The sequence below is a fragment of the Candidatus Sulfurimonas marisnigri genome, assembly GCF_015265475.1.
Lineage (GTDB): Bacteria > Campylobacterota > Campylobacteria > Campylobacterales > Sulfurimonadaceae > Sulfurimonas > Sulfurimonas marisnigri.
The window spans coordinates 485,023-497,609 of record NZ_CP054493.1 but is presented as its reverse complement, the minus strand read 5'-3'; the positions used below and the strand labels follow the sequence as shown (position 1 = coordinate 497,609).

The 12,587-nt window shown below is 31.6% G+C and carries 12 protein-coding genes; 4 read left to right on the top strand and 8 right to left on the bottom strand.

Annotation, left to right across the window (positions count from 1 at the left end; translation table 11 throughout):
• The first annotated feature begins 74 nt into the window (after positions 1-74).
• Positions 75-419 (top strand): aminoacyl--tRNA ligase-related protein, encoded by a 345-nt coding sequence (locus HUE87_RS02595; RefSeq protein WP_430732981.1) that lies wholly within the window; start codon positions 75-77, stop codon positions 417-419.
• A 266-nt stretch (positions 420-685) separates the two neighbouring features.
• The gene (locus tag HUE87_RS02590) at positions 686-1,090 is read left to right on the top strand and encodes an acyl-CoA thioesterase (protein ID WP_194367188.1); all 405 of its coding nucleotides are present in this window, start codon (positions 686-688) and stop codon (positions 1,088-1,090) included.
• 161 nt (positions 1,091-1,251) lie between these two features.
• On the opposite strand, the gene HUE87_RS02585 is transcribed toward HUE87_RS02590, so the two are convergent.
• From HUE87_RS02585 to HUE87_RS12615, 3 genes are all read right to left on the bottom strand, one after another.
• Positions 1,252-1,587 (bottom strand): hypothetical protein, encoded by a 336-nt coding sequence (locus tag HUE87_RS02585; protein WP_194367187.1) that lies wholly within the window; start codon positions 1,585-1,587, stop codon positions 1,252-1,254.
• 240 nt (positions 1,588-1,827) lie between these two features.
• Positions 1,828-2,109, bottom strand: coding sequence for a c-type cytochrome (locus HUE87_RS02580; protein WP_194367186.1), 282 nt, complete (start codon positions 2,107-2,109; stop codon positions 1,828-1,830).
• A gap of 153 nt (positions 2,110-2,262) precedes the next feature.
• Positions 2,263-4,278: a sensor histidine kinase gene (locus HUE87_RS12615; protein ID WP_229855198.1), complete on the bottom strand. Its 2,016-nt coding sequence runs from the start codon at positions 4,276-4,278 to the stop codon at positions 2,263-2,265.
• Between the two features lie 208 nt (positions 4,279-4,486).
• Here HUE87_RS12615 and HUE87_RS02570 point away from each other — a divergent pair, with 208 nt between their 5' ends.
• Together HUE87_RS02570 and HUE87_RS02565 are read left to right on the top strand one after the other, a co-directional pair.
• On the top strand, positions 4,487-5,440 hold the full coding sequence (locus tag HUE87_RS02570; RefSeq protein WP_194367185.1) for a GGDEF domain-containing response regulator: 954 nt from the start codon (positions 4,487-4,489) through the stop codon (positions 5,438-5,440).
• A gap of 177 nt (positions 5,441-5,617) precedes the next feature.
• Entirely contained in the window at positions 5,618-7,951 is a 2,334-nt protein-coding gene (locus tag HUE87_RS02565) for a tetratricopeptide repeat protein (protein WP_194367184.1), read from the top strand.
• Between the two features lie 7 nt (positions 7,952-7,958).
• On the opposite strand, the gene HUE87_RS02560 is transcribed toward HUE87_RS02565, so the two are convergent.
• The 5 genes from HUE87_RS02560 to hisA form a co-directional block, all read right to left on the bottom strand.
• A complete protein-coding gene (locus HUE87_RS02560; protein ID WP_194367183.1) occupies positions 7,959-8,609 on the bottom strand; it encodes a phosphatidylserine decarboxylase in 651 nt (216 codons plus the stop codon).
• On the bottom strand, positions 8,599-10,572 hold the full coding sequence (gene ftsH, locus HUE87_RS02555) for an ATP-dependent zinc metalloprotease FtsH (RefSeq protein WP_194367182.1): 1,974 nt from the start codon (positions 10,570-10,572) through the stop codon (positions 8,599-8,601). Before ftsH ends, HUE87_RS02560 begins: the two co-directional genes overlap by 11 nt.
• Positions 10,573-10,580: 8 nt before the next feature.
• Positions 10,581-11,408, bottom strand: a complete 828-nt coding sequence (locus tag HUE87_RS02550; protein ID WP_194367181.1) for a 50S ribosomal protein L11 methyltransferase — start codon at positions 11,406-11,408, stop codon at positions 10,581-10,583.
• Positions 11,408-11,782 (bottom strand): response regulator, encoded by a 375-nt coding sequence (locus tag HUE87_RS02545; protein WP_194367180.1) that lies wholly within the window; start codon positions 11,780-11,782, stop codon positions 11,408-11,410. The genes HUE87_RS02550 and HUE87_RS02545 overlap by 1 nt, the downstream gene beginning before the upstream one ends.
• Positions 11,783-11,867: 85 nt before the next feature.
• A complete protein-coding gene (hisA, locus tag HUE87_RS02540; RefSeq protein ID WP_194367179.1) occupies positions 11,868-12,578 on the bottom strand; it encodes a 1-(5-phosphoribosyl)-5-[(5-phosphoribosylamino)methylideneamino]imidazole-4-carboxamide isomerase in 711 nt (236 codons plus the stop codon).
• Positions 12,579-12,587: the final 9 nt, after the last annotated feature.

Sequence of the window (12,587 nt, the reverse complement as noted above, 5' to 3'; positions counted from 1 at the left end):
AACCTTAAAGGATTTTGGAATCCTAATCTAAAATAATTCTTTATAAGAAAATACCATTAAAAACCCAATAGTAACTGCCTATATACTGCCAAAACTATAATCATAAACTAAATAATCTTAGTCAAACTATTTGTATACTAACACTTTGGTACATGTACATAAGAAGTATATCCACTGCCGTTTGGTTACCAGGACAAGCAACTTACCGTCAAATCTCTTCTATCTCAAACACAAGAGAGTTCCAAGCAAGATGTGCAAAAATACGCTTCAAAGATGGAAAGAAAAACTCTTTTGTTCATACGTTAAACGGCTCTTCTTTAGCTGTTGGCAGAACTTTAGTAGCTATTATGGAAAATAATCAAAACGAAGATGGAAGTATAGATATTCCTGAAGTTTTAAAACCTTATTTAGGAATGTAGTTTCTATAAATAGGCATATTTATTTTAAAGTATGCCTATTAGCTACCCGCTTTGAATAGTGTTTTATGCACAAAACAACTACTTATAAAGATAACTTGATTTTTTCTTGAACATGCACTATTTCTACTACTTAAATTATTTTCAACTACACTATAATAATCTAGAGTATGATTAATTTATATACAGTAAATACACAGATATTTTAATAATACGTATATAATATTCTAGAATATATAGAGCTCAATATAACAAAAAGGATTGAGGTTATGAAGCAAATATCATTAAGAGGAAGAGCATATCCAAGTGATTTAAATCATTCAGGAACCGTTTTTGGTGGTTGGATTATGGCTAAGATGGATAAGGCGGCTTCTATCGCGGTAGAAGATATTGTAAACTCGGGGGCTGTTACTATATCTGTAACAGATTTACATTTTTTGAAGCCTATCAGGAATGGCGATATAGTTACAATCTATACAGAGATTATAAAAGTTGGTAACACCTCCATACAGATAAATGTAAATGTAATGGTACGTTGTAAACAATCACATGAAGAGTACAGTGTGACAAACGCAATTTTTACCTTTGTTACCTTAAATGAAGATAGAAAGCCAATCAATGTTCGAGATGTCATTCGCGATGATATAAATGATTATGTAAAAGAATTACTATGATCTTTAGCATGAATAGGCGGATTGAACTGCCTATTCGATGCCACTCTTTAGTAGCGTTTCTTAGTGAGTCACAAATCCATACTTAGTAAAAATACTGAACACTTTTTGGTAAAATCTATGCATTAGCTCCTTAATGCATTCAAATATTGTGAGCCTACAACTTAAGAGCAGCCACAGCCAGTACCACAGCTGTCATTATTAGCGTCAGCAGTAGATTCAAGAGACCAATCATCAGTAGAGCCACAACCAACATCACAACTAACACCAGTGCTACAACCAGAGACAGCAGTAGCATTTATAGCCACTCTAATTACAAAGTTATCACCTTCAGCTCTTTGGGAATAGAAAGTATGTTGACCACAGAATTCTTCATTCATAAGTTCAGCTACAATATTTGAATAATTATATGCATCCTGCTGTGTTTTAAATGTATTATTATTTGAGTATTCACTTTTTTTAAAACATTCACATTCTTGTTCCATTTGTACTGTATACATAAAGTGTTTCCTTTTGATTATTAAATTATGAAAGTATAGTTGTTATAAGAAAAATAAGCATACTTATAAAAAACTAATTGTTGTTTATAAAAGTTTCTTTACTTTATAGTTATAAGCTATTAATGAAGCAGAGGGAAAACTAAATAAATAAAATTAAGAACCTAAGCCACTTTTATTGTATTTTGATTTTTAAGTGTGCAAATGACTCTGGAATTGCCATAAAGGGCAATTCATGTAATACTATTTACCAATAGTTTGCGCGAAAGCATCTAGCTCAGCATCAGAATATTTTAATGCTTGACCTTGCATCCTATTCATTGGTCTACCACAATCGCCAGTTTTATAACCTTTAAGAGCAGTAGCAATCTCCGCATGAGTCATCTCAGAAACGGGTTTAGCCTTACGATCAGGGGACTTACTCCAATCAGCACCATGACAAGCTATGCAAGTTGCACTGTCTATGCCTGCCATCAAAGCTGTAGTTGTAGTTAAAACAACAATTCCAATAATAATTTTTTTCATATCACATTCCTTTTAAGATTATATTAGGTTAGATAAAATTATATCATATTAAATAAAATCTATCAAATAAAGTGGATAGTATCTATACCACACTGTAGTTTGAAAATCTGTAAACTAGCTATTAATTTGGCTGGATTTACTTGTATTTATCTTTCATCTCTGCGCCAACTCAATTGTAAAACAAACTCCATCTTTAGAATTATTTACAAGTAAATTTCCATTATGATGTTCTTCCACAATAGTCTTAGACATATAAAGTCCTAGCCCTGTCCCATTTAATTCATTTTTTGTTGAGAAATAAGGGTCAAATATTTTATCTATAATCTCTTCAGGTATTCCTCCTCCGTTATCACAAATATCTAGAATAATCTTATCATCACTATCACATTTGCACGTAATAGTTATCTCTGGATCTTTTATCTTTTTTTCTTTGAAGTTGTCTTGTGCATTTTTTAAAATATTTAAGATGACTTGCATCAGCTCATTAGTATATATTTTTGCCCTCTTATTATTACATGTAATGCATGGTTCAACTATCTCTATTCCATCAGATATAAGAGACCCTCTAATAATATTAAGTGCTTTGCTAACAGGCTCATAAAATGAGACTAAATCAGCTTGCTTATTTGGTTTATAGAAATTTTTAAAGTCATCAATTGTAGTCGTAAGACTTTGAGTAAATATCTCGATATCTTTAAGGCCATCAGTAAAATATGCTTGACACTCTTTTCTTCCTTCCTCTTTATTCAAATCAAATGCCTCTAGCATTATCCGCATCCTAAGGTTTATTGATGTTGCAGAGATAGCCCCCAGTGGTTGTCTCCATTGATGGGCAATCATACTAATCATCTCTCCCATCTGAGCTAATCTTACATGCTGTAGGAGTTGTTCGTCTTTTTGCTTCACATCCTTGATTGCTTCTACTACACGACTCTCTAGTGTTGCATTTAAGTTTTTCAATTCGTTAACTTGATTGGTTATCTTATTTTGATAGAGATCAAATATATTTTTAATGGTCTTAGAAATAAAAATTGAAATGAAAATTGAAATGAAAAAAACTATAAGACCAAAAAAACTGATATAAAAGAGGTTTGATTCGTTTAACGTTTCTAGTTTTTTTGTTTCTTTATCTAAAACCTCTTTCATTTTATCAATGTAGAAATCAGAGCCTACTAACCACTCCCACTTGGGAATATAAACAAAATAACTTATCTTTTCAGACATTCTGCCTGTTGTCGGATTTTTATAAAAATATTTCATGTAAGAAGCAGATCGCATATTAAGAATTTCTTTTCCTACAGATCTACCATTTGTATCTTTAAAATCATCGGCATTTGTGTTAATAAGATTACTGTCCGAATGATATAAAGTATTGCCTTTTACATGCATAATAATCATATAATTACTAGTTTCATTAGATGTTTCTTTCAATTTACCAATAGCAGTCATTTCTTCTAATATCTCTTCTTGAATTGTTCTTTGTTCATTATACAGGTAGTCCCCCGTACCAATATGCCAATCATATGGCGCAAAATTTTTAACAAAACTTATTTTTTCATACTCTTTAGTATCTTTAGTATCTCCAATATCTAATTTTCTGTGAAATTTTGTATTGAAGCCCTCTCCTTTACTTCTTATAACATCAATTTGATCTTGGAGAATATGATTTCCTTTAATATCCTCCCACGAGGAAAGATTCAGCTCCATATCTAGTTTTGATTTTCCACTAAACAAGACAGCTTTCCCATTATTATTGTTTATAAAATAGTAACCTCTACCATCAAAAAATCTTACATTGATTAAAGCATCAACAATAAGATGCTGAATCTCTTTAGCAGATTTTTTATCTTTGTTATTCTGGTAAATGCTATTGGCTATGGCATAACCTTCATAAACTTGAGAACGAATTCTCTTTTTTAACCTAGCTCTACTGCTGTCTTGTTTAATCTGAATTAACTCCCTGGTTTTTAAAACTTCATTTTGAATGAATTTTTTTTCAGATTTGATAAAATCATTTTTTAAGGTTTCAATATCTTTAATGTTTCTATTTTGATTATTTATATAAAGCGTAAATATAATAAGACCAACTACTAAAGGTACCGCTATGATAGGGGCAATTCTTAAAACAGTTAGAATATTACGTTCGCTTAAATATTTTACATTTATCATAGGCTAATCTTTACTGCTGGATTATTGGCATTATTCTACCATATGTTTAACATAACAACCAATACCATTGATCAGTTATTAGTTCTATGTAATTCAAAAAAATAGTTAAAAATTTTCAAATTTAGATCTTGTTTTAAAAAAATTTATATAAAATCTACTTCAAAGTAAGTTTTATATAAAATATACTTTATAACAAAAAAGGTTAATTTTGATTGAAGAAATAATAAATATTAATGTAATAAACTATAGTGACTATACAGTTCATATTGTTGACGATAGCAGATCTATCACTGCTATGCTCACTAACTTGCTAGAAGAAGAGGGATACAACGTAACATCTACATCAAATGGAAAAGATGCGATTAATTATATTTATAAAAACAAACCTAATTTAATAATTCTTGATGTTGAAATGCCTGTCATGGATGGATATGAAACAATTGAACAGTTAAAAAAATATAAACAAACTTCAAATATCCCTGTTATCTTTCACACAGCATTAACTAAACCTGATGTAATTGGATATTTATTTGAAATTGGTGCTTCTGACTATATCTCAAAACCTTTTATTCCTGAGGAACTTCTAGCGAGAATAGAAAAAGAAATTAAAAACATAAATCTTCAAAATATACTAAAAGATAAAATGTCAAAGCTTGCTGAAGCCCTCTCAACTGATCCACTAACAAAAACATATAATAAAATGCATATGACTTCCATTATTAATAGTAGTTTAAAAAAGCTTGAGATAGATGGCAAAGGTTCATTCTCCTTAATCTACATTGATATAGATCAATTCAACTCATTTACAAAGATACATGGAATGAAGGAATCAGAAAATGCAATTAAAAAAATATCAATCGTGCTTAAACAATCAATACGTGATAAAGATGTTTTATCCAGGTGGAGTGGTGATATGTTTATGATTTTGTGCCCTCAAATTGCCAAAGATAACCTTGATGATATGGCAAAATATATTAAAAACAATATTGGAGAAATCACTTTTAAATCTGATATGCATCTAACATGTACTATCTCTATGATAAATTCATCAACTGCAACAAGTAAACAAGAGTTACTAACAAAACTTGAGACTAGGATGAGCGATCTTACAGCGGTTAGTAAAAACTCTATAGTCTCCACGGATGGAAAAGTAATTAGATAGTGTCAAAGTCTTTATTGACTAATGTGTTATAATACCTTTAAATGAGAGTAATACAAACTACTTTAATTACATAAATGAAATTTTCTTAAATTAAGATTAATAATAAACTACAAAAGTGATGGGGCTGTGTATTGGCACTTTTTTTGCTTTTAAATACTAAACAGACTAAGGTAGATAATGGCAGAAGGGGTAGAAGAAAATATAATCATCATCGAAGATAGTGACGCCGCTTATGAGGACAGTATCTATGCAAATGAGATTATAAAAGAAAGCTCTTCAAAGAACAAAATATTTCTAATTGTTGGTGGAGTTGTTATTCTTGTTTTGATTATATTAATTACAACTATAGCACTATCAAAATCAACAAAAAAATATGATGATGTTTCTATGAACTATATAGAAGACAAATTAGCAGATGAGTCCAAAAAGCCAGTTGAGCCCACTAAACTAGAAAATATGATTGCTAAAGCAAACTATTTATATTCGACAGGCTCAAAACGTGAGGCATTGTCTATTTTTGAAAAAATAGCTCTCTACAGTGAAGCAGTATCTGCTTACAATTTGGGTGTTGCTCAAATCAAAGATGAGCAATATGATATCGCTTTGAAATCATTCCAAAAAGCTATACAAAACAATGAAAAAAGATGTGTTAGTGCTATTAATGCAGCGGTATGTTCACTACATCTAAACAACAACAAAAGTTTTAGATACTATATTGATTTAGCGTTTGCATATTTGCCCGCTGAGAGACAGTCACCTCTTTACTCTTACTATTATGCTCTTATTAATTATTATAATGAAAACTATCTTGAAGCTCTCAGTGCTCTTAAAAATCCAACAACAGTTGAGTATTTAAAAGTTCAAAATAATATGGGCGCAAAGATAAATGCTCTATTTGACAACGATTATGATGCTATTGAAAACATGGAGCAAAATCAGCCAATAAAAAATGATTTTAGTTTAGGTCTTCTTTATGCGAGAGTTGGTGATTTAACACTTGCAAAAAAACATTTAAAAAATGCAATTGTAAAAAATATTGAACCTATAAAATCTCAACTTGCATTAGGTTTTGTAAACTTAAAAGCTGGGCAAGTTAAAGATGCATCTAACGAGATAAACAATATTACAGACATGTTTGAAGAGGAAGCTTACAAACCATATCCAATAAAAGTAAAACTTAAAGATTCTCTTTTTAATATAGACAAGGCCCAACAGCACTACAGAAATGTAACAATAAATGATAAATTACTTACATACCAAAAAATATTTTATTTTTCTCCATATAAAATATTTAATGCCAATAAAAGTATAAGCTATATTCGAAAAGGTAATGCAAATATATTTATTGATAATGTAGATTCTGCAAAAGATTATTTAAAAAAGAGTTCATCATCTTCTAATGTAAATATTGGAATAACAAAAGCAATCAAAAAAGCACTATCTTTTAAGATTAGAGAAGCAAACAGTTTACTACTTGAACTAATTAAAATTCAGCCAAAACACTCCATTTTACACTATAACCTAGCTCTTACATATGCCCAAATGGGAAATATGACTGATGCACACCAACACTTCTTGCGTTCGTACCATTTAGATGCAAAAAACTACTTATCTGGCGTGTATGCTGTTATGTGTTCTCAAATAATTCATAAAGAGAACAAAAAGCTACTCTCAATTATTAAGGATTCTCTTGATAATGAAGAGTTTAGTGAAAATATAGATCTTTATAAAACTCTTCTTTTTATAAGTGAAGATAATTTATTAGAATCTTCAGACTGGCTAAAAAACAACTACGAACAAAGACCTCTTTACTTAGCCTTAGATATTATAATTGCTATCAAACAAAAGGATTATGATATAGCAAAGAAATCATCCCAAAAACTTACTATATTACTTCCAGACGAAATATTGCCACATTTAATGAATATAGACTCAAGTTTTAGTAAACAAACTCCGAAAAAATATGCGAATAAAGTTATGAATTATTTAAAAGAACAAAAATTTAATTTTAATGATCTGTACCATGGTCCATATATTACTAGGTATCTTTACATTCAACAAAATTTGATAACTGGGCGACTATATTTTTTAAGAAATCAGCTAAAACAAGCCTTAGAAACAACAACGGATCAAACGCATGAACTAACAAGTTCTCTAGCTCTTGCTTCACTATACGACAATGCGTACGAAGAGTCATACACTCTCTACAATAATCTTATTGACAATCTTAAAGTTAGAGATTCATATACTCTTTTTTTGGGTGCTGTAGCATCTACTGCAGCAAATCACCATGAAAATGCAATAGCTCTTTTAGAGTTATCTAAATTGAAAGATGCTAGTTTCTTAGAGACTAGATATGCATTAGGCCTTTTATACCTTGAAGCAAAAAACAATAAAGGTGCTGTTATTCAGCTTTCAAAGGTAAATAAAAATAATTTTAACTCTGAATATTTCAACTTTGATATTGATGTAGACAAACTAATTTTTGAAAAGCAACATCAAAAAGAATAAAGTAAAATTATTTATTCTTTTTATCGTTTGTAAAGTAACCTATAAGTGCTTGAGAAGCTGTTAGTTCATTCCCTACACTCACATTTAGTCTGAAGTTTTGAGGTAGATACAAAGTTGTTATACCGTTAATCATTACTCCATATCTAGATCCTTTTAATAGGTTCTGATTTTTGATAGCATCTATTTTTATATTCATAAAGCTCTGTTTTAATCTATGTACAACTTTAATGCTATTTTCATTTTTATCTCTAAAAATAAGTACTACTTTTTCGTTAATATTTTTTGATAAAGTGCTTAATGGTGACAGTCTTGTTCCTCTATATATCTCTATGTAACTAAGTAAAGAGGTAAGAGGAGATCTTAATAGAGATACATTAAAGTAGTTGCTGTCTATCTCAACTTTATAGGTATATTTGTTATCTTTAAGCTCTTCAATCGATACTACTACTCCATCAACAGGGGAGACAACGCTATTTTCTTGAAAAATTATATTTTCTCTTTCTGGATTTCTAAATACAAATAAAAAAAATAAAGTCACTAAAAAAGTAAAAAACTGTAAAAAATCTAGATCTAAAATTGCAAAGAATGCAAAAGACAAAATAGCCCAAATTATGTAATTTAAACCCTCTTTTGCTATTGGTAAAAGATTATTTCTCATCACTTTTCTCTTCTACATCTTTAGCTTCATCTGCCATTTTTGCATCTTCTTCTAGCTCATCTCTAATTTCATCTACTACTTTTGTAACTTTAGAATCAATATTATTCTTTTTTTCAAAAGCAGTAATAATTTCTCTTACTTCTACACCTGTAATATTCTCTTTTTTATATAAAAGTTTAACCATATCTTCAATAGCTTCTCTATACTCTTCAAGTCTAACTAATACAGTGTCATATCTTGCTTTCAAAGACGTTTTAATAAACTCATCCATATTCTCAGCCATCTTATCACTGTACTCACGGGTAGCTTGCATTCCTCCGCCTAAAAATGATTGTCTACTTTTCTCCAAAACCATAAGTCCAGCTACATCACTCATTCCATAAGTCTGAACCATTGATTTGATAATATCTGTAGCACGCTCAAGGTCATTGCCAGCACCCGTTGATATTTCACCAATAAATACTTCCTCAGCAGCACGACCACCAAGAAGAACATCAACTTCAGCCCAAAGCTCATGTTTTTGCATCATAAATTTGTTCTCTTCTGGCGTATTTAAAGTGTACCCTAAAGCAGCCAAACCACGAGGAACAATAGATACTTTTGAAACTTTTTTAGCTCCCTTTGTAGTTTCTGCAAGAAGTGCATGCCCACTTTCGTGATATGCAACAATTTTCTTCTCTTTTGGATTAATTCGACGAGATTTTTTAGCAAGTCCAGCTAAAGCACGTTCAACTGATTCAAATAAATCACTCTGTTTTACAGTTTTTTGACTTTTTCTACCTGCTAACAGCGCTGCCTCATTTATAATATTTGCCAAGTCAGCACCAGCTAGTCCTGCCGTTAAGCGAGCCACCTCTTCAAGCTCAACGTCTTCATCCATCTTAACACCTTTAACATGAACCTTTAGAATTTTGACACGCCCTTCAAAGTCAGGTTTATCAACTAAAACTTGTCTATCAAAACGACCAGGACGTAACAGTGCCTGATCAAGTACTTCAGGTCTATTTGTAGCAGCTAAAATAATAATAGGAGTATCTGTTCCAAACCCATCCATCTCAGCAAGTAGTTGATTTAAAGTCTGCTCTCTCTCATCATTTCCACCCATCACACCGCCAGCTGCACGACTTTTCCCTATAGCATCAATTTCATCTATAAATATAATACTTGGAGCGTCTTTTTTTGCTTGTTCAAATAAATCACGAACTCGAGCTGCACCTACTCCTACAAACATCTCAATAAAACTAGATCCACTTACAGAAAAGAAAGGAACATCTGCTTCACCCGCAACAGCTTTTGCCAATAATGTTTTACCAGTACCTGGACTACCTACTAAAAGAACACCTTTAGGGATTTTGGCACCTATTTCTACGTAACGAGCAGGGAATTTTAAAAAATCTACTATCTCTTGAACTTCCTCTTTTGCCTCTTCTACACCAGCCACATCATCAAATTTTGTCTTTGGCTTTTCAGAGTTGACCATCTTTTTAGAATTACCCATCCCAAGTATTCCACTACCCATACTTTTTTGCATGCGACCTGCAAAAAACATCCATATACCAATAATAATTAAAAATGGCAGAAGCCACCCAAACATTTCTGTAAACCAATTCGTTTCACTAAAGCCTGTATATTCTATACCCTGTTTTTCTAGCTCTTCTATAAGCTTTGTATCTCCAGGAACAATTCTAGTTGTATAAACTGATAAGCTGTCAGACCCATATGCTTTTATATAGCTTTGTCCAATATCAACTTTCTTCAATTGTTTAGATGATATTAGTGACTTAAATTCAGAATAATTAATCGACTTTGCACGTTTACTTGCACCAGCTACATTTTCATTTGTGCCTTGAGTATCCCCAACAATTGTTTTAAAAAGAAGTATTATAACAACTGAAAAAATTGCAAAAGTTACTAATGGATTTTTATTAAAAAAGTTATTGTCTTTATTGTTCTTGTCTTGCATATCTACTCTTATCCTTTTTTTAAAACAAGTGTTACCCACTCATCTTCTCTTATTGTTTCAACTATCTTAAATTCTTTGTAAAACTTTAAAACTTTTGTCTCATATTTATCCAGAATTCCAGAAATAATAAGAATCCCATCAGCTTTTAAAACACTCTTCAAATCATTCGCTATAAATGTTAAAACATCTGCCACTATATTTGCGACAACTACATCATAATTACTTTTAGCAAGGCTACATGAACCTTCCCAAAGGTTATTAAATTTAACTTCATTTAATTTTGCATTCACTTCGCTATTATCAACGCAAACTATATCTGTATCACACGCATCTACTATAGCACCTATCTTCAATGCTCCGACCCCAAGTATTCCGCTCCCACAGCCAACATCTAATACTTTATCATCTTTTTTTACATAATTTGCTATTGCTCTTAATGATGATGCAGTTGTTGGGTGATGACCTGTTCCAAAAGCTAATGCAGGGTCAATTACTATATTTGTTAAATCGTTGCTGGGCTCATCCCAAGTTGGATGAATATAAAATCTATCAATTTGTAATGGTTGAATACTTCTTTGATAAACTTCTACCCAATCACTATTTTTAAGTTTAGATTGAGTACATTCTAATTCTATATTTTGACCAAGTGCCTTTTGTAGAGCTTCTAGGAACTGCTCTAATCCCCAAACGATAGTGTCAAGTTCATCTTCACTTCTAATAATAAAACCATCATCGGTCTCTTCAAAACCAACAGGTAATGTATCTGCTAAAAAATCTGAAAAAAGTGAATGATGAGAAGAGAGTTTAACTACTAATTCAAAGTAATGCTCTTGCATTACACCTCGATACCCATAACTGCAGCTAGCTTCTCTTTTAATACTTGGGGAGTAAATGGTTTAACTATATAGTTGTTTACGCCTGCTTTTAGTGCTGTTATCACTTCTGCTTTTCCACCCTCGGTAGTCACCATAATAATAGGTAAATCCACGAAACGTGCATCCGCACGAACTTTTTTAACAAGTTCAAGACCATTCATCTCCGGCATATTCCAATCTGTTATAAGCATTTGTACATCAGGACTAGCATCTAGTGCTGCCCACCCTTCAAGACCATCTGCACCCTCAAGAATATCTTTGTGCCCAAGTCTTGCTAGCGTATTTTTAATTATACGACGCATCGTGGAACTGTCATCAACTACAAGTAATTTCAATAGAAATCCTTTTATATATATTTATATTTATAATTTATTTAAGTAATAATATCTAAATTCTATTTATATTATGATTAAGCATTGCTTAATCTAGAAGCTTAAACATCTTTGCTAGGTCTAATGTACCCTCATAGTAAGCTTTACCAATGATTACTCCATCAACTGCATTAGTCGCAATCAATGCTTCTATATCACTCTCATCTTTAACGCCACCACTAGCAATAGTACTAATTCCACTTGCCTTTGCAATATCAACAGTAAACTCTACATTAACCCCACTGAGTGTTCCATCTCTTCCTACATCGGTACAAATAATTGCTTCTACGCCAGCATTTGCAAACTCTTTTGCTAAATCAGTTGCCTTCATTGTGCTTACCTCTCCCCAACCCTCAACAGCTACATATCCATCAATGGCGTCAATTCCTACTGCTATTGGGTATTTTGCTGCCATCTCTTTAACAAATGCAGAGTCCTTAACAGCAATAGAGCCTAAAATAATTCTATCTATACCAATCTCTATCATTTTTTTAATTGTTGCTTCATCGCGAATCCCTCCGCCTAGTTCAAGCTTTACATTACAGTTTTCTCTAATTTTAATAATTTGCTCTAAGTTTTTTGGCTCACCTGCGAATGCACCATTTAAATCAACTAAATGAACCCACTCAGCACCCATCTCTTCAAACTTTTTTACAAGAATCCATGGTTCATCTGAATATATTTTTGCACTATCCATAAGACCTTTTGTTAGTCTTACTGCTTTTCCATCTTTTAAGTCAATTGCCGGATATAAAGTCATATTTGTTTT